At 60.9% G+C, this 17,185-nt stretch carries 16 protein-coding genes; 4 read left to right on the forward strand and 12 right to left on the reverse strand.

Translation table 11 applies throughout. From position 1 onward, the window contains the following. The first annotated feature begins 138 nt into the window (after positions 1-138). On the forward strand, positions 139-393 hold the full coding sequence (locus tag ACK4OE_RS02075) for a type B 50S ribosomal protein L31 (RefSeq protein WP_008906759.1): 255 nt from the start codon (positions 139-141) through the stop codon (positions 391-393). A gap of 108 nt (positions 394-501) precedes the next feature. Continuing rightward, the gene (locus ACK4OE_RS02080) at positions 502-2,205 is read left to right on the forward strand and encodes a hypothetical protein (RefSeq protein WP_409882672.1); all 1,704 of its coding nucleotides are present in this window, start codon (positions 502-504) and stop codon (positions 2,203-2,205) included. Between the two features lie 223 nt (positions 2,206-2,428). Here ACK4OE_RS02080 and phoR read toward each other — a convergent pair whose 3' ends face one another. The 7 genes from phoR to pstS all read right to left on the reverse strand — a co-directional run bounded on the left by phoR (position 2,429) and on the right by pstS (position 9,197). Beyond that, positions 2,429-3,805 carry a phosphate regulon sensor histidine kinase PhoR gene (gene phoR, locus ACK4OE_RS02085; protein ID WP_409882673.1) on the reverse strand — a complete coding sequence of 459 codons (1,377 nt, stop codon included), beginning with the start codon at positions 3,803-3,805 and terminating at the stop codon, positions 2,429-2,431. A gap of 75 nt (positions 3,806-3,880) precedes the next feature. Then, positions 3,881-4,588: a phosphate regulon transcriptional regulator PhoB gene (gene phoB, locus ACK4OE_RS02090; RefSeq protein WP_409882674.1), complete on the reverse strand. Its 708-nt coding sequence runs from the start codon at positions 4,586-4,588 to the stop codon at positions 3,881-3,883. Positions 4,589-4,610: 22 nt separating this feature from the next. After that, entirely contained in the window at positions 4,611-5,312 is a 702-nt protein-coding gene (phoU, locus tag ACK4OE_RS02095; RefSeq protein ID WP_409882675.1) for a phosphate signaling complex protein PhoU, read from the reverse strand. Between the two features lie 11 nt (positions 5,313-5,323). Further along, on the reverse strand, positions 5,324-6,112 hold the full coding sequence (gene pstB / locus ACK4OE_RS02100) for a phosphate ABC transporter ATP-binding protein PstB (RefSeq protein WP_409882676.1): 789 nt from the start codon (positions 6,110-6,112) through the stop codon (positions 5,324-5,326). 55 nt (positions 6,113-6,167) lie between these two features. Continuing rightward, the gene (gene pstA, locus ACK4OE_RS02105) at positions 6,168-7,022 is read right to left on the reverse strand and encodes a phosphate ABC transporter permease PstA (protein WP_409882677.1); all 855 of its coding nucleotides are present in this window, start codon (positions 7,020-7,022) and stop codon (positions 6,168-6,170) included. 50 nt (positions 7,023-7,072) lie between these two features. After that, the gene (pstC, locus tag ACK4OE_RS02110) at positions 7,073-8,062 is read right to left on the reverse strand and encodes a phosphate ABC transporter permease subunit PstC (RefSeq protein WP_409882678.1); all 990 of its coding nucleotides are present in this window, start codon (positions 8,060-8,062) and stop codon (positions 7,073-7,075) included. Positions 8,063-8,171: 109 nt separating this feature from the next. Beyond that, a complete protein-coding gene (pstS, locus tag ACK4OE_RS02115) occupies positions 8,172-9,197 on the reverse strand; it encodes a phosphate ABC transporter substrate-binding protein PstS (RefSeq protein WP_409882679.1) in 1,026 nt (341 codons plus the stop codon). Between the two features lie 258 nt (positions 9,198-9,455). On the opposite strand from pstS, the gene ACK4OE_RS02120 reads away from it, so the two are divergent. Both ACK4OE_RS02120 and ACK4OE_RS02125 read left to right on the forward strand, forming a co-directional pair. Next, a complete protein-coding gene (locus ACK4OE_RS02120; protein WP_409882731.1) occupies positions 9,456-10,934 on the forward strand; it encodes an exopolyphosphatase in 1,479 nt (492 codons plus the stop codon). A 52-nt stretch (positions 10,935-10,986) separates the two neighbouring features. Beyond that, positions 10,987-11,508: a hypothetical protein gene (locus ACK4OE_RS02125; RefSeq protein WP_409882680.1), complete on the forward strand. Its 522-nt coding sequence runs from the start codon at positions 10,987-10,989 to the stop codon at positions 11,506-11,508. Between the two features lie 66 nt (positions 11,509-11,574). On the opposite strand, the gene ACK4OE_RS02130 is transcribed toward ACK4OE_RS02125, so the two are convergent. The 5 genes from ACK4OE_RS02130 to ACK4OE_RS02150 all read right to left on the reverse strand — a co-directional run bounded on the left by ACK4OE_RS02130 (position 11,575) and on the right by ACK4OE_RS02150 (position 17,067). After that, positions 11,575-12,039, reverse strand: a complete 465-nt coding sequence (locus ACK4OE_RS02130; RefSeq protein WP_409882683.1) for a SixA phosphatase family protein — start codon at positions 12,037-12,039, stop codon at positions 11,575-11,577. Continuing rightward, entirely contained in the window at positions 12,036-14,102 is a 2,067-nt protein-coding gene (gene ppk1, locus ACK4OE_RS02135) for a polyphosphate kinase 1 (RefSeq protein ID WP_409882685.1), read from the reverse strand. The genes ACK4OE_RS02130 and ppk1 overlap by 4 nt, the downstream gene beginning before the upstream one ends. Before the next feature lie 174 nt (positions 14,103-14,276). Next, positions 14,277-15,365 carry a glycosyltransferase family 4 protein gene (locus tag ACK4OE_RS02140; RefSeq protein ID WP_409882686.1) on the reverse strand — a complete coding sequence of 363 codons (1,089 nt, stop codon included), beginning with the start codon at positions 15,363-15,365 and terminating at the stop codon, positions 14,277-14,279. Further along, complete coding sequence (locus ACK4OE_RS02145) at positions 15,362-16,231, reverse strand: UDP-2,3-diacylglucosamine diphosphatase (RefSeq protein WP_409882687.1); 870 nt, start codon at positions 16,229-16,231, stop codon at positions 15,362-15,364. The genes ACK4OE_RS02140 and ACK4OE_RS02145 overlap by 4 nt, the downstream gene beginning before the upstream one ends. Then, positions 16,231-17,067 carry a GNAT family N-acetyltransferase gene (locus ACK4OE_RS02150; protein WP_409882688.1) on the reverse strand — a complete coding sequence of 279 codons (837 nt, stop codon included), beginning with the start codon at positions 17,065-17,067 and terminating at the stop codon, positions 16,231-16,233. Before ACK4OE_RS02150 ends, ACK4OE_RS02145 begins: the two co-directional genes overlap by 1 nt. Between the last annotated feature and the right edge of the window lie 118 nt (positions 17,068-17,185).

Consider the following 17,185-nt stretch of genomic DNA (forward strand, 5'->3'; position numbering starts at 1 on the left):
TACGGGCCGTCGCGAAAATGCCATCAGACCGCCTGTGCAATAATAGAGGGCTTTTTCTGCGGAAAGTACGTTGGATGTTCCACGGCGCAAAGGTTGCTCCGGGTTCAGCGCGGCTCCCGCACTTGACAAGGATTGATCATGAAAGAAGGCATTCACCCCAACTACCGCGAAGTTCTGTTCTCGGACCTGTCCAACGGCTTCAAGTTTGTGACTCGTTCGTGCGTGAACACGAAGGAAATGGAAACGTTCGAAGGCAAGGAATATCCGCTGTTCAAGCTGGATACGTCTTCTGAATCGCACCCCTTCTACACCGGTACGCAAAAGTCGGTGGACAACATGGGTGGCCGCGTGGAACGCTTCCGCAACCGTTTCGGCAAGACCGCAGCGAAGTAATTCGCCCTTGCGCTCCCGCCAAAAAGGCAGCCCGGGCAACCGTGCTGCCTTTTTCTTTGTTTTTGCCCTTATTCTCGGTGGCTCTGCTTTTGCTGCTGCCACTGACGCGTGACTCCACCGACCCCTGCCATCGTTACCCAAAATGCCGTCAGCCCCCTTCCGCGCTGGGCGTTGCTGCTTTTGTGTATTGCGTACATCGTGCCGGGTTTCATAGGCCGCGACCCTTGGAAGAGCGCCGACATCACGGCGTTTGGCTACATGCTGGAACTGGCGCAAGGGCGCACGCCATGGCTGCATCCGCTGCTGGGCGGCATGGCGCCAGAAACCGAAGGCCTGTTGCCGTACTGGCTTGGTGCATGGGCTATTCAGATCGCTCCGCAATGGCTGTCCCCTGAGTTGGCGGTGCGCATTCCCTTTGCTGCGCTGCTGGCCGTCACCCTGGCTGCTACGTGGTACGGCGTCTACTACCTGGCGCGCAGCCCAGGCGCTCAACCCGTGGCTTTTGCCTTTGGCGGTGAAGCCAATGCCCCGGACTATGCCCGCGCCATTGCTGATGGCGGATTGCTGGCGTTGATTGCATGCCTAGGGCTCGCGCAGCTGTCGCACGAGGTGACCAGCTACCTGGTGCAGTTGAGTTGCACCGCGCTGACCTTCTTTGCCATCGCGGCCATGCCGCATCGCTCGGTGGCGCCCGCGGTGGCATTGGTTGCTGGCATGGTTGGGTTGACGTTGGCTGGCGCACCTGCTCTGGCTGCCTTGTTGGGTGTGGGCAGCATTGCCGTGGTGGTTTTTGCCCCAGGCAGTTACGCCGACCGGCGCCTGCCCTGGGTGCTTTTCCTGGTGGTCGTGGTTGCAGCGGCGGCGCTGATCGCCTGGAGCCTGGACCTGTGGCGCTGGCGGATCGTTGCGGGGGATGCTGGTGGCAAGGAATGGCAGAGCCTCGCCCGATTGCTGCTGTGGTTTGGCTGGCCCGCCTGGCCCTTGGCGCTGTGGACCTTATGGCGCTGGCGCAACCAGATCGTCAGCCGTCCTGGCCACCGGCATTTGCTACTGCCACTATGGTTCTCGGCAGTGTCCATTGCCGCAACCATCACCACGCTGCCCGCAGACCGGGCGCTGTTGCTGGGCTTGCCTGCGATGGCGGCTTTAGCGGCGTTTGCGCTTCCCACCCTGCGCCGCAGCGTGGGGGCGTTGATCGACTGGTTCACTCTGCTGTTTTTCACGGCGTCCGCCATTGCCATCTGGGTGATCTGGATTGCAATGCAGACCGGGTTTCCTGCCAAACCCGCCGCCAACGTGGTCAAGCTGGCCCCGGGTTTCATCCCACAATTTTCGGCTGTGGCTCTGGTCATCGCACTGGCGGCCACAGTGGGCTGGGGTGGCCTGGTGTGGTGGCGTGCGTCCCGCGACCGGGCTCCCATCTGGAAGAGCCTGGTACTACCTGCAGGGGGCGCTGCGCTGGGCTGGCTGTTGCTGATGACACTGTGGCTGCCGCTGCTGGACTTTGCCCGCAGCTACGGGCCGCAGGTGGGCAGCGTCATGGCCGTTATGGGCCCGTCACCGGGTTGCGTTCAAACGGTGGGCTTGAGCCGCCCACAGGTGGCAGCACTGCAGTACCACGGCGCGCTGACTCTGGAGCGGGCCGGCCTGCAGGACGAATGCGATTGGTTGATCGCCGACATTGCCTCATGGCCTGCTTCTGAGCGCATGGTCAACGCCGGTTTGTGGAAACTGAAGGCGACCCTTCCCCGCCCCACCGACAAGAACGACCACCTTCTGGTGTTCCGCCGCGCATCGGCACCTGAACGCTGATGACGAACGCAGCCAGCAATGGCCGGTATGCGTCACGGGGCGATGTAACGCTGATTGACCGCGCGACTTCACCCCCTCAACCCTTTGTGCTACGCGCGCATAGCGTTCAAGGCGCTCATCCGGCGCAAAAATTCAAGTGTTTTTGGCTGCTAGCGCTTATTGGATAAGCGCTAGCAGCTATCATTTTTGAAAAAATGGTGAAAAGACATTCGCTGCAGCCCGGCTACCGCAGCACCGCCTGCGCGGCTACAAGGCTTGCACCTGGCAGAACAAAGCCACGCAGCCGGTTCGCCGGGAAAGTGACTGAAAACACCGACCCCTTGCCCAGTGCGCTGGTGATGTCCAAAGTGGCCCCATGGCGTTGTAGCACATGTTTGACGATGGCCAGCCCCAGACCCGTGCCCCCCGTCTCGCGCGAGCGGCTGCGGTCCACGCGATAAAAACGCTCGGTTAACCGTGGAATATGTTCGGGGGCAATGCCAGGACCTGTGTCCTGCACCGAGAAAACGGCGCTGCCATCCTCCTTGCGCAGCCATTCCACCGCGATGGAGCCGCCGGCGGGCGTGTACCGCACGGCGTTGCTGATGAGGTTGGAGAGTGCGCTTTGCAGCTCAGTCGGCACACCCGCAATCTCTCCCTCTGTCCGCAGAAAGTCCTGCGGTGGGAACCGCAACACGTGCGAGTGCTGCTGGTTCTGTGTGAGAAGCGACGACAGCGCGCGGCCCTCTTCTTCGCAACGCACCAGCAGCGCTTGTACAGGGGTCCATTCGGCCATGCCGGGCGGCGGACTACCCTCCAGGCGAGACAGGGTCAGCAGGTCTTGTACAACGCTCTGCATGCGCAGGGCCTGCTGGGCCATCATGCCCAGGTAGCGCGCGCGTTCTTCGGCGGTCAGCGGCAGCGTCTGCAGCGTCTCGACAAACCCGGTCAGCACGGTCAGCGGCGTGCGGATTTCGTGCGACACATTGGCGACGAAATCACGGCGCATCGCATCGGCCTGCTCGAGTGCAGTCACGTCGCGCGAGAGCAGCAAAGTGCGGCCATCGCCATAAGGATGCAGGTGGACCGAGATTCGCACCGGCCGCGATGGTGTGCTGAAGCGCCCTTCCAGCACCACATCACGTCCAAAATCCTGACCCGAAAAATACGCGGTGAACTCCGGGTCGCGCACCAGGTTGCCAATCGACTGCATGACATCGCGCTGGGCATCAAAGCCAAACTGGTTGGCTGCCATCTGGTTGCACCACTCGATGCGGCCTTGTGCGTCCAGCAACACCACGCCGTTAGGCGTGGCTTGCAGCGCGGCCAGGATCTCCTGCAGCCGGTCCTGGTTGTCGCGGATCTGTACCTCCTGCCTGCGCAGAAGGCGCCGCGCGCGGTCCGCCGCCTCGCCCCAGATCCCGCGCATGGAAGGGACCTCGGACAGGTCGCCCGTGCGCAGCCAGCGCAGCACGCGCGCACCGCGCAGCAAATCCCATACAAACCAGGCCCACGCAGCCAAGGCGGCGCCCAAGGCTGCGCCCCAGGGCCCGCCCTGCCACAAGCCCACGCCCCCGCCCGCGATCTGCCACAGCAGAAAATACGTAATACGCCACAGCATGCAGTCAGCAAAGCCTTCTCAGAAAACCAGGGGGGAGATCGAAGCCCCCCATTAAAACCATCAGGCTTGCCGCCATCAGGCCTGCAACTGCACCTGGGGTTGGGCCGTCAGCCGGTAGCCCGCGCCCCGCACGGTTTCCACCATGACCGACGCAGCGCCCAGCGCTTCGCGCAGACGCTTGACATGAACATCCACCGTACGTTCTTCAATGAAGACGTGGTCTCCCCACACCTTGTCAAGCAACTGCGAGCGGCTGTGTACGCGTTCGGCGTGCTTCATCAAGAAATGCAGCAGCTTGAACTCGGTCGGACCCACCTTCAGCGGTTGTCCCTGGTAGGTCACCCGGTAGGTTGCTGCATCCAGCACAAGCTCTGCAATGGTGACGCTGTCGCTCACCTGCTCTGGCGCACGGCGCCGCAGTACCGCACGGATGCGGGCCAGCAGCTCTTGCGTGGAAAAAGGCTTGGTGATGTAGTCATCGGCGCCCGCATCCAGCCCTGCAATTTTGTCGGGCTCATCACCCCGGGCAGTGAGCATCAGGATAGGAATGGGCTTGGTACGGCTGTCGGCACGCCATTTGCGGGCCAGCGACAAACCGCTTTGCCCGGGCAGCATCCAGTCCAGCAGGATGACGTCGGGCAGTACGGCGTCCAGCTCACGCTGGGCCGAGTCACCGTCTTCCGCCCAGAAGGGCTGGAATCCGTTGTGTCGCAAATTGACAGCTATCAGCTCGGCAATTGCGGGTTCGTCCTCGACGATCAGGACGCGTGGGAGCTTTCTCATAGTGGTGCCAAAGCCCTTTCGCTTACAAGACCGCTGACTCGATCTCGTCCAGGGCAGTGTGGCGCACATCCTTGCCCTTGACCAGATAGATGATCAGCTCCGCCACATTCTTGGAATGGTCGCCGATGCGCTCAATCGCCTTGGCCAGGAACAGAAGATCCAGGCTGGGTGAAATGGTGCGCGGATCTTCCATCATGTACGTGACGAGCTTGCGCACGAACCCGTCAAATTCCTTGTCGATGAGGTCGTCCTCCTTGAGGATGTCCACCGCCATCTTGGTGTCGAGCCGCGCAAAAGCGTCCAGCGCTTTGCGCAGCAGCCCGGAAGCGAGCTCGGCAGCCACACGCAGGTCGCTGGATGGCAACGACCGCGGTGCTCCGCTTTCGATGATGGAACGCACCATGCGAGCCATCTTGTTGGCCTCGTCGCCCATGCGCTCCAGGTTGGCCGTAGCCTTGGAAAACGCCAGCAACAGGCGCAGGTCGCGCGCGGTGGGTTGCCTGCGGGCAATGATCGATGACAGCTCCTGGTCGATCTCGACCTCCATCGCATTCACGCGGGTCTCAATGGACGCCACGGTCTCGACAGCCTCCAGGCTGAACTGGGACAGCGCATACACGGCTTGCCGAATCTGCGACTCCACCAGACCACCCATCTCCATGACGCGAGCGGAGACGCTGTTGAGTTCGCTGTCGAACTGTGACGAAAGATGTTTATCGGGCATCTGCTGTCTCCTTAGCCGAAACGGCCGGTAATGTAGTCTTCAGTTTCCTTGCGCTCGGGCTTGAAGAAGATCTGTTCGGTGGCGCCGAACTCAATCATTTCGCCGAGGTACATGTAGGCGGTGTAGTCGCTGCAACGGGCTGCCTGCTGCATGTTGTGGGTCACGATGGCAATCGTGTAGTCGTGCTTCAACTCGTCGATCAGCTCTTCAATCTTGGCGGTGGACAGCGGGTCCAGCGCCGATGTAGGTTCGTCGAGCAACAGCACCGAAGGCTTCACCGCGACGCTGCGTGCAATGCACAGGCGTTGCTGCTGGCCGCCAGACAGCGACAGGCCGCTCTGGTTGAGCTTGTCTTTGACTTCATTCCACAACGCAGCCTTGGACAGCGCCCACTCCACGCGGTCATCCATCTCACTCTTGCTCAGGCTCTCGTAGAGCTTCACGCCAAACGCGATGTTGTCGTAGATGGACATGGGAAACGGCGTGGGCTTTTGAAACACCATACCAATGCGCGCGCGCAGGAGGTTGATGTCTTGCTTGGGGTCCAAAATGTTTTGGCCGTAGAAGTTGATGGAGCCTTCGGCGCGTTGCCCGGGGTACAGGCTGTACATGCGGTTCAGCGTGCGCAGCAAGGTCGATTTTCCGCAGCCCGAAGGGCCGATAAAGGCAGTGACCTTGTGCTCGGCGATGTCCAGGCTCACGTTGCGCAAGCCTTGGAACTTGCCGTAGAAAAAACTCAAGTTGCGCAGTTCCAGTGCATTCTTTGCGACGGAGGCTGGGGCGGTAGCAGTGGCGTTCATTGTCAAATCCTGAGAATGGAGGCGTTGTGTCTATGAAGAATGGTTCAGGCCCGCGTCAAACGCGGTTCTTTTCGCGCAGGAACACCCGAGCCACCACATTGAGAACCAGCACCGACAGCGTGATGAGCAGCGCACCGCCCCAGGCCAGGCGCACCCAGTTGTCATAGGGGCTCAAGGCAAACTGGAAGATCACCACAGGCAGGTTGGCCATCGGTGCACTCATGTTGGTGCTGAAGAATTGGTTGTTGAGTGCGGTAAACAGCAAGGGCGCAGTCTCACCGCTGATGCGGGCCACAGCCAGCAACAGGCCCGTCATCACGCCGCTGCGTGCAGCGCGCAGGGTGACCATGGTGGACACCTTCCAGCGCGGCGCACCCAGAGCGAACGCGGCCTCGCGCAGGCTACCTGGCACCAGTCGCAGCATGTTCTCTGTGGTGCGCACCACCACGGGCACGGCGATCAGAGACAGCGCCAGACTACCCGCCCACCCCGAAAAATTGCCCACAGTGGCCACGGCAATCGCGTAGACAAACAGACCGAGCACAATGGAGGGCGCCGACAGCATGATGTCCGTCACAAAACGGGTGAGCTCGGCAGTCTTGCTCTGGTCTCCGTACTCTGCCAGATACACTCCGGCGAGCACCCCTATCGGCGTGGATATCAGCACCGTGAAGCCCACCATCATCAGGCTACCCACAATGGCGTTGGCCAAGCCGCCGCCCTCAGAGCCTGGGGCCGGTGTGGACTGGGTGAACATGTTCCAGTCAAGCGCGGCAAAGCCGTTGGACAGCAGCACGCTCAGAATCCAGAGCAGCACGAAGAGACCCAGCACCATCGCACCAAGCGACAGCGTCAGGCCGACAGCGTTGGAGCGCTGCCGTTTTTTGTAGAGTTGTTGATTGAATTCCATGGGCTTCTCTCAAATGGGGTTCAAGGTCAGAGCGAGTGAATGAACACAGGTCAAAAACCCTTGGCCTTCTCAGCGCGCAGCATCAAAATCTTGGCGACAGAGAGCACCACAAACGTAATAACGAAGAGCAGGAAACCCAGCGCGAACAGCGTGGACAGGTGAAAGTCTGCCGCTTCGCCGAACTCGTTAGCCAGGGTGGACGCGATCGACGTACCCGGCGAGAACAACGACGTCGGCATGCGATTGGCGTTGCCGATCACAAAGGTCACCGCCATTGTTTCGCCCAGCGCTCGGCCCAGGCCCAGCATGACGCCGCCTATCACACCCTTCTGGGTGTAGGGCAACACCACGCGGCGGACCACTTCCCAGGTAGTGCAACCCAGACCGTAGGCCGATTCGCGCAGGATGGGAGGAACAATCTCGAACACGTCCCGCATCACGGCGGCCACAAAAGGGAGCACCATGAAGGCCAGCACGATACCGGCGGCCAGAATGCCGAAGCCGTTGGTGCTGCCGCCAAACAGGAAGCCGACCAGTGGCATGGAGCCCAGCAGCTTTTGCACCGGCATCTGGAAGTAGTCGGCAAACAAAGGGGCAAACACAAACAGCCCAAACATGCCGTAGATGATGGACGGCACCGCAGCGAGCAGTTCCACAGCAGTGCCCAACGGCCGACGCAGCCAGACAGGGCAGGTTTCGGTCAGAAACAGGGCAATTCCGAACGCCAGCGGCACTGCGATCAGCAATGCAATACCTGCGCTAGCCAGTGTGCCCACGATGGCAATCGCGGCACCGAATTCTTCATTGATGATGTCCCACTCCACGCGCCAGATGAACTGGACACCAAACTTGTGGAAAGTTGGCCATGCGTAGACGAACAGAGAGACGATGATGCCCAGCAGCGCTGCAAGCACCAACAGAGAAAGGCTCTGGGTCAGCCGATGGAAAAAAATGTCCTGAAGTCGCTGCCGCTTGGCAATCGACACCATGGACTTGGTGGGGACGTCCGTCGCATTGACGGACACGGGTTGCGAACTCATGGTGGTTCCCACGCTCATGTTGACTCCCATCTGGCTTCTGGATACCCCAAAAACCAGCACCCATCAGCCAGACCGGCCGACTGATGGGCGCTATTTTGGGGCAGACTGCTTACTTCTTGATTTGCGACCAAACTTTGGAGCGGATATCAGCGGTCAGGCTGTCTGGCAGGGGAACGTAGTCCAGTTCCGCGGCCATGCCCTTGCCGTTCTTGAATGCCCAGTCAAAGAACTTCAGCACTTCAGCCGATTGCGCTTTGTCTGCAGGATCCTTGTACATCAGGATGAACGAGGCGGTGCTGACGGGCCAGCTGTCTGCGCCCTTTGCGTTGACCATCGAGATACCCATGCCTGGCACGCTGAACCAGTCAGCACTCGCCGCGGCGGCAGCGAAAGTCTTGTCATCAGGGCTCACGTACTTGCCGTCAGCGTTTTGCAGCTGCAAGAAGTTCATGTTGTTCTTCTTGACGTAAGCGTATTCAACGTAACCCACGGCACCCTTAACACGCGTCACGTTGGCGGCAACACCTTCATTACCCTTGCCACCCACCGAAGACGGGGCAGGCCACTTGACAGCGGCACCCTTGCCCACCGTGTCAGCCCAGTCTTTGCTGACAGCAGACAGGTAGTCGGTCCAGTTGAACGTCGTGCCCGAACCATCGGCGCGATGCACTACCGTAATGTTTTGGTCAGGCAGCGCTTTGCCGGGGTTCAAGGCTGCCAGCTTGGGGTCATTCCACTTGCTGATCTTGCCCAGGAACATTTCGGCCAACACGGGGCCGGTCACACGCAACTCGCCGGGCTTGAAGCCGTCCACGTTGATCACAGGAACCGTACCGCCAATGATTGCGGGAAACTGCACCATGCCGTCTTTTTCGAGGTCCGCGCCCGACATCGGAGCGTCGGTGGCGCCGAAAGCCACGGTCTTGGCGCGGATCTGGCGGATACCGCCCGACGAGCCGATGGACTGGTAGTTAAGGCCTGTGCCGGTTTCCTTCTTGTAGGCTTCAGCCCACTTGGCGTAGATGGGGAAGGGGAAGGTAGCGCCTGCGCCAGTGATGTCTGCCGCAAAGGCACCACTGCCGACGGCCATCGTGGCCAGTGCTACTGCGACGGTTTTGAGAAATGTGCGTTTCATTCGATACCTTTCGGCTAGGGTTAACAAGAACAGGACGAACTCTAGGGGTGCAAGATGACAATTCAGTGACACAAAGGACTTCCCACGCAGAGCTGCCATGAAACATTTCAGCCCAACGACGTCGTCATTGTTTTGTCACACAACCAGCACAGACTTCGCGAGCCATCGCGCAAGCCTTGGCTATCCCTGCGCGGATTGACTACACGCTTGTTGGTACGCCCGCGGTACGATGCCGGACAAATCTCCACCAAGAACTACATGCAGAACGGCACACGCCTCGCCGCAGTCGACCTCGGCTCCAACAGTTTTCGCCTCGAAATCGGTCGGTATGAGTTCGGCCATATCCAGCGGGTCGAATACCTCAAGGAAACCGTTCGCCAGGGCAATGGCCTGGACGAAGACCGCAATCTGACCCTTGAGGCCATGGAGCGTGGCTGGGCATGCCTGGCACGCTTCGGCGAACGCCTGGCAGGGTTTCCCAATGCTCAAGTGCGGGCGGTTGCCACCCAAACCCTGCGGGAAGCACGCAACCGGGACGAATTTTTGTCACGCGGGCGAGAGGTCCTCGGGTACCCCATCGACGTGGTCTCTGGGCCCGAAGAAGCCCGACTGATCTACCAAGGCGTAGCACGGCTGCTGCCGCAGTCGGATGAGCGCCGGTTGGTGGTAGATATCGGGGGGCGGTCTACCGAGCTGATTCTGGGGCAGCAGTTCACCCCGAACGCCGTGGCTTCTTACCGCGTGGGCAGTGTCGCGTGGTCGCAACGGTACTTTGCCAAGGGCGAGTTCACTCTCCAGGCCTTTTTAGCGGCCGAAATCGCTGCCAAGGCCGTGCTGGATGAAGCACAGGGGACTTTCCGGCCCGAAGCTTGGGATGTTGCATACGGCTCGTCCGGCACCGCCGGGGCGGTGGGCGACATATTGGCGGCGGCGGGCGGCCCGGCAGGGCTGATTACGCGCGAAGGATTGAACTGGTTGCAGGACAAGGTGCTGCGCGCTCAATCGGCTGACCGGTTGCGCATGGACGGCCTCAAGGAAGAGCGGCGGGCCGTCATTGGCGGCGGTATCAGCGTCTTGCGCGCTGTGTTTGACCTGCTGGATATTGATCAGATGCAGGTCGCGCAAGGTGCGCTGCGCCAGGGCGCGCTCTACGACCTACTGGACCGCGAACAGCCCGGCACTGACCTGCGCACCACCACAGTCAACGGCTTGATGCACCGGTTTGGCGTGGACATGGAACACGCGGAGCGGGTCGCGCATACAGCATGCGCGTTGTTTGACCAGGCCGCGCCTGCGGGCAGCGAACGCGCATCGCGCAAGCTGGACTGGGCGGCTCGGTTGCATGAGATTGGCTGCATCGTCTCGCACAGCGACCACCACCGGCACGGCGCCTACATTCTCGACAACACCGACGCCGCTGGGTTCGCCCTTCCCGAGCTGCATCGCCTGGGCGTGCTGGTTCTGGGGCAGCGCGGCAAGGTTCGCAAGCTGGAGGTCGACCTGGAAGACCCCATCTTCGTACTGCAACTGCTCAGCCTGAGACTGGCCGTGGCGCTGTGCCACGCACGCCGCAACCCTGATTCCAAAGGGCTGACGCTGCGGCGCGGTGACCGGCGCTTTCACATCAGCGCCCGAACAGGCTGGAGCGCCGCTTACCCACAGTCCGCGCACCTGTTGAGGGAAGAAACACAGGCGTGGCAGAAAACGCCCTGGGAGCTGGTGGCAGAGCTGCCTTGAACGGCGGTATAAAACGGTATAAACTGTTTATACCGTTTACTTAAAATCTGCCATGACAACCACCTCTACCCCTGCTTCTGCACCTGTTTTAGCCGCACCCCCTGTGCCCGCACCAGCCAAATCGGTAAAGCCCGCAAATACGCCTACAGCGGCTTCTGTAACCGTCGCAAAGACTACAAAGACAGTGAAGGCTGCTGCAAAGCCAGTGGCCAAAAAAGCGCCGGCAGCCAAGAAAATGGCAGTGACAAAGCCTGCCAAGACAGCCGCGCCCGTTGCGGCCAAAGATGCAAAAGCGAAAAAACCCAAACTGGTGCGTGATAGTTTCACGATTCCCAAAGACGAATACGCCGTGATTGAAGCTCTCAAGCAGCGCGCGTCCGCATTGGCCCAGCCCGTTAAAAAGAGTGAACTATTGCGCGCCGGTTTGAAGGTGCTGGCGACCCTGTCCGACAGCGCACTGCGGACCGCTCTGCAAGCTGTGCCATCCATCAAAACGGGACGTCCAAAAACTGAAGCAGCCGAAGCCCCCAAAGCTTTGAGTACCAAGGCTCCCGCAAAATCTTCGCGCAAGTAAACAGCTCCCCGCGTCGGGCAGGTACTGCACCAAGACTGGTGCGTCACAGCCCCACACGAAGTTGTTTTACAGAAGTTCTGGCGACTGAACGGTGATCAGCACCGTCTGACTCAGGTCAAGCCGCTGCCGTTGCCGCAACCACCACACGGACCCTTTGCGCACCGCGCAGTCTGGGGCTTTAAGCTCCAGAAGTTGCGCGATGGTCTGACCCAGAACGGGCTGATGGCCTACGATCAGCACCGTGCCCTTGGAGCGCGGCCACTGGGCTAGCTCCAGCAGGTCGGCTGGAGCAGCGCCGGGCAGCAGCTCGGCTCGCATCTTGAACTTGCGGCCCAGCGCGCTGGCAGTCTGTTCGGTGCGCCGTGCAGGGCTTGCAAGCACGCGCAGGCCATCAGGCAACTGGCGATCCAGCCAAGCGGCCATTCGCGCGGCCTGCTTCTCCCCACGCGCGGTCAATGCGCGATTCAGGTCGTCGCTGCCGTCCTCAGGCTCCTCTGCCTCTGCGTGGCGCCACAGGATCAGATCCATCATGCCGTTCCTTGCTCCAAGCGAGGCACGGAAGCAGCGGCTCTGGGGCCATAGCGCACCATCAAAGCGTCCTGCGCACCCATGCCATCGCTTACACGAGGCGCTCGGTCGTAGGTGCCTTTGGCGTTGAGGGTCCATGCATCACGGTCGTCGTGGAGGTATGCCACCAGGCACTCATCCACGATCTGCTGGCGCAGACCAGGATCGGTGACCGGCCAGGCCAGCTCCACACGGCGCATCATGTTGCGGTTCATCCAGTCCGCGCTGGACAAATAGAGATCCTCCTCGGCACCGCTGCGGAAGTAAAAAACACGCGTGTGCTCCAGAAAGCGCCCGATCACCGAGCGCACCCGAATGTTGTCGGTTACGCCTTGCACTTGGGCCGCCAGCATGCAGGCGCCTCGCACGATCAGATCAATGCGCGCCCCGCGCTGGCCTGCCACGATGAGTGCACGTATCAGTGCCTCATCCGTCAAGGCATTCATTTTGGCGACGATGCGTGCGTCTTCGCCGCGGCCAGCGGCCAAGCCGACCTGCTCGATCTTCTCGATCATGCGGCGATGCAGATGAAACGGAGCCAGCATCAGCTTGCGCAGCTTGGGCGGACGGTTCTGGCTTGCCAGATGGTTGAAAACGCCGTCCATGTCAGCGGTTGTCTCTTCGTCGGCCGTCAGGTAGCTCAGGTCGGTATAAAGCCGGGCCGTGCGCACGTTGTAGTTGCCGGTCGACAGATGCCCATAGCGGCGCAACTGGCGCCCTTCCTTGCGCGTAACCAGCAGCATCTTGGCGTGTGTTTTCAGCCCCACAACACCGTACACAACCTGTGCACCAATCGACTCCAGCGCCTCTGCCCAGTTGATGTTGGCTTCTTCGTCAAAACGTGCTTTCAGCTCTACAACGGCCATCACCTCCTTGCCCCGACGCACCGCCTCGGTCAGCAGGTCCATCAACTCGGAGTCAGCGCCGGTGCGGTAGATCGTCTGCTTGATCACCAACACCTGAGGGTCGTTCACTGCCTCGCGCAAGAAGGCCAGCAGTCCGTCAAAGCTCTCAAAAGGCTGGTGAATCAGCACATCCCTTTGGCGCAACTGCTCCATGATGGAGACCTCGGGCTTAAGTTGCCGGGGCCACGCCGAGCTCCATGGAGCAAACAGCAATGCCGGGTCATTCACCAGATCCACCAATTGCGTCAGTCGGACCAGATTGACGGGGCCGTGCACACGGTACAACGCCGCGGACGGCAAGGCAAATTGCTCCAATAGGAAACTGGCCAAGAACGGAGAGCAGCCCGCCGACACCTCCAGCCGGACCGCCTGCCCATAGTGGCGATGCTGCAAGCCTTGCCGCAACGCTGTGCGCAGATTGCGCACGTCTTCTTCGTCCAAAGCAAGGTCGGAGTGGCGGGTGACCCGAAACTGAGAAAACTCCGTCACCTCACGGCCAGGGAACAGGTCTGTCAGATGCGCGCGGATGATGCTCGACAAGCTAACAAACAACAATTCATTCGGCGCCTCCTTGGTAGGCATGCGCGCCAGCCGTGGCAATGCGCGAGGCACTTTGACGATGGCAATTTCGTTCTCGCGGCCAAAGGCGTCGTGACCCTTGAGACGCACAATGAAATTCAGGGACTTGTTGGCCACCTGGGGGAACGGATGCGCAGGGTCCAGCCCCACCGGGATCAGCAAGGGGCGGACTTCACGCACAAAGTAGTCGTGCACCCACCGTTTCTGCGCGCCCGAGCGGTCGCCGTGTGAAACGATACGGATTTTTTGCTTGGCAAACGCGGGCACCAGAACGTCGTTGTACAAGGCGTACTGCCGCTCCACCAGGTCGTGAACTTTGGCTGCGAGCGCCTCGAAAGAGGAGGTCGTGTACAAGCCCTTGGTCTCACCCTTTTTGGCTGCAGTGATGTGCGCCTCGGCGCGCACTTCAAAGAACTCGTCAAGATTGGAAGACACGATGCACAGGTAACGCAACCGCTCCAGCAAAGGAACGTCCGTGCGCACAGCCCAATCGAACACCCGCTCGTTAAAGGCCAGGATGCTGTGGTCACGGTCCAGAAACATGTGAGGCTGCGGGCTCGGCACCACGGATGCGCCTGGCTCACTGCCGTTCTGCGTCAGCGCGAGGGGAGATGCAGCCCCCCCGCTGGAGGCTTCACGCTGCAATGGCACAACATCTTGGAGAGGCAAGGGCAACATGGATACGGGGGCATGGCGAGTGCAGGATGGCCCCAGTATTTAACGCTCAGATGACAATGATGTGACAGTCTCTGTGACAGACACAGATGTAACGTTTCCTCCACGCGCAGACACAAGATATTGTTGAAACAAGCGTGCCGCCTGCGCCCACGTGAAATCCATAGCCCGACTGCGTGCCTCTGACCGCGGGACGGCAAGAGCCTCCTGCGCGGCCAACAACAGGTTGTCATAAAGTACCCCGCCGCGGGGTGGCTGCCCCGTGTGTGCCCCCAGCACCTCCATGGGCCCCTCCACCGGGTACGCCGCTACCGGCGTGCCGCAGGCCATGGCTTCCAGCATCACCAGGCCAAAGGTCTCAGACCGGCTGGGGAACACGAATACATCGGCAGCCGCATAGACCTGCGCCAGGGCCGCTCGGTCCAGAATGCCAAGCCATCGCACCTGGGGGTACTTTGCCTTGAGCCGCGCCTCCAGCGGGCCCACACCGCACACGACTTTGGTACCGGGCATTTCCAGTTGCAAAAAGGCTTCGATGTTTTTCTCATAAGAAACGCGTCCCACATAAAGGGACACCGGATGGGCCAACGTACCGGTGAGCGGACTGGAGCAGACTTCGCCATGGAAGGGAAAGACCTGCGTATCCACGCCGTGCGTCCACTGCTTCAGGTTCTGAAAGCCCCGGTGCTCCAACATCTGCAATACACCTTGCGTAGGCACCATAACCCCCGACGACGGCCGGTGGAAATACCGGAACAGCGCATAGCCCCAAGACAGCGGAACCCGCAAAGCGGCGTACAGTATTTCAGGGAAACGGGTGTGGAACGCCGTGGTGAAAGCCAGCCGATTACGCAGGCAGTAACGGCGCCCTGCCCATCCCAGCGGGCCTTCAGTCGCAAGGTGGATCGCGTCGGGCTTCATGGCATCGAGCATCTCGGTGACCCGCTTGCCGGGCCGAACCGCCAGGTCGATACCTGCATAGCCTGGGCAGGGCCGGGTCGCAAACTGGCCAGGTTGCACCACATGCACGTCATGCCCGGCAGCTTTCAACTCACGCACCAGCTCCAGCAAGGTGGTCACCACCCCATTGACCTGCGGCAGCCATGCATCCGTAATCAAAGCGATTTTCATGCGGTGGCCTCCATCGTGGCACGTGGAGTATTTGCTGAATGGACGGCCGGCCACTGAAGCAACTCCAGCCTGCCGTCCAGGTGTTCGACCAGCGCCGTGTGGCTTTCCACCCAGTCACCATCGTTGCAATACAAGGTGCCGCCAATCTCGCGCATTTCAGCGCGGTGGATGTGGCCGCAGACAACACCGTCATGCCCACGTCGACGCGCTTCGGAAGCCACCGCCTCCTCAAAGTCAGTCACATAGTTGAGCGCTGTCTTTACCTTGCCTTTGAGGTAAGCAGACAACGACCAATACGGTAGCCCGATGCGCGCACGCAAGGTATTGAGATGGCGGTTGAGCTTGAGCGTGAACTCGTACAGGTTGTCGCCCAGATACGCAAGCCACTTTGCGCACTGGATCACGCCGTCAAAGTGGTCGCCATGCGTCACCCAAAGCGTGCGCCCATCGGCCGTGGTGTGCACCGCGTCGGCCATGACTTCGATGCCACCGAAAGAGTGCCCGATGAAGGCGCGTGCAAATTCGTCATGATTGCCGGGCACAAACACCACCCGGCAGCCCTTGCGGGCTCGGCGCAGCAGCTTTTGCACCACGTCGTTGTGCGCCTGGGGCCAGAACCACCTGCGGCGCAACTGCCAGCCGTCAACGATATCCCCCACCAAGTACAGATGGTCGCTGGGATGGTGTTTGAGAAAGTCCAGCAAAGCTTCGGCTTGGCACCCGGGTGTTCCAAGATGCAAGTCAGATATGAAGACCGCGCGAAGACGGCGCGAAGTCGCAAGAGTTGCATCAGCGTCGGCGGCAGTATCCTCCGGCCCCATGGGCTCGTTCATCCAGGGGCCCAGTGCGTCGAACGCGGCGCGCATTACGCCCCCAGAAAGTGCTTGCGATAGCGAGGGTGCAGGTCGCCCAGCCGCATGAGCATCGGCAGGTCGGCAGTGTTGAAGTCAGGGTCCCACGCGGGCGCACCGAGCACACGGGCGCCAAGGCGCAGGTAGCCTTTGATCAGCGCTGGCGGCTCCACCGTGATGGAACCATCAAGCTGCTCAACCGGCAGGGGCAAACGGGGCAGCACGTGGTATTCAATGGGTGCCAGATGCGTCTGCCGAACCTGTTGCCAGATGCTGGCCGCGGCGTCGCCGCTGACTACACCGTTGTAGAGCATCGGGATGCTGGCGCAACCGATCATGGTGTCGAGCTGGTTGCGCACCATGAAATCCGCAAGCGCACCCCACAAGGCCATGATCACGCCGCCATGTCGGTAGTCGGGGTGCACGCAGCTGCGGCCCAGCTCCACCATGCGGGGGCGCAGGGAGCGCAACCGAGTCAGGTCAAACTCGGTGTCGCTGTAGGTTCCGCCCACACGTTTGGCCTGTGCAGGCGTGAGCACGCGGTAAGTCCCAATGACTTGCTGGCTCTGGGCGTCGCGCACCAAAAGATGCTCGCAGTAGTCGTCAAACAGGTCTACGTCGTGGCCAGCAACGGGGGTCGTCAATCGAGCTCCCATTTCTGCCGCGAAGACCTCAAACCGCAGCCGCTGTGCCTGGCGCACTTCGTCCTGGTGCCGCGCCCATGACACCTGGATAGCGCCGCGCTCTGCTGCTGGCTTTGTGGCTCCGGGCACAACGCCCGGGCCAAGAAGGGCAGAACCAGAACCGGAGTCGGGCGACAAGGGCAGCGTCAGGTTGGGCAGGTCAGTCATGGTGCAACATCTCCTTGTGTGGGGACGGGTTCGGCTGAAAGGCCCAGCCGCCGACGGGATTTCGTTTTCCCTCGGCCGGAGTGTGGAATTGGTGCATGACGAGAACGTGTCCAAAGCA

This window comes from Acidovorax sp. (assembly GCF_046314175.1).
In the GTDB taxonomy this organism is placed as follows: domain Bacteria; phylum Pseudomonadota; class Gammaproteobacteria; order Burkholderiales; family Burkholderiaceae_C; genus Acidovorax.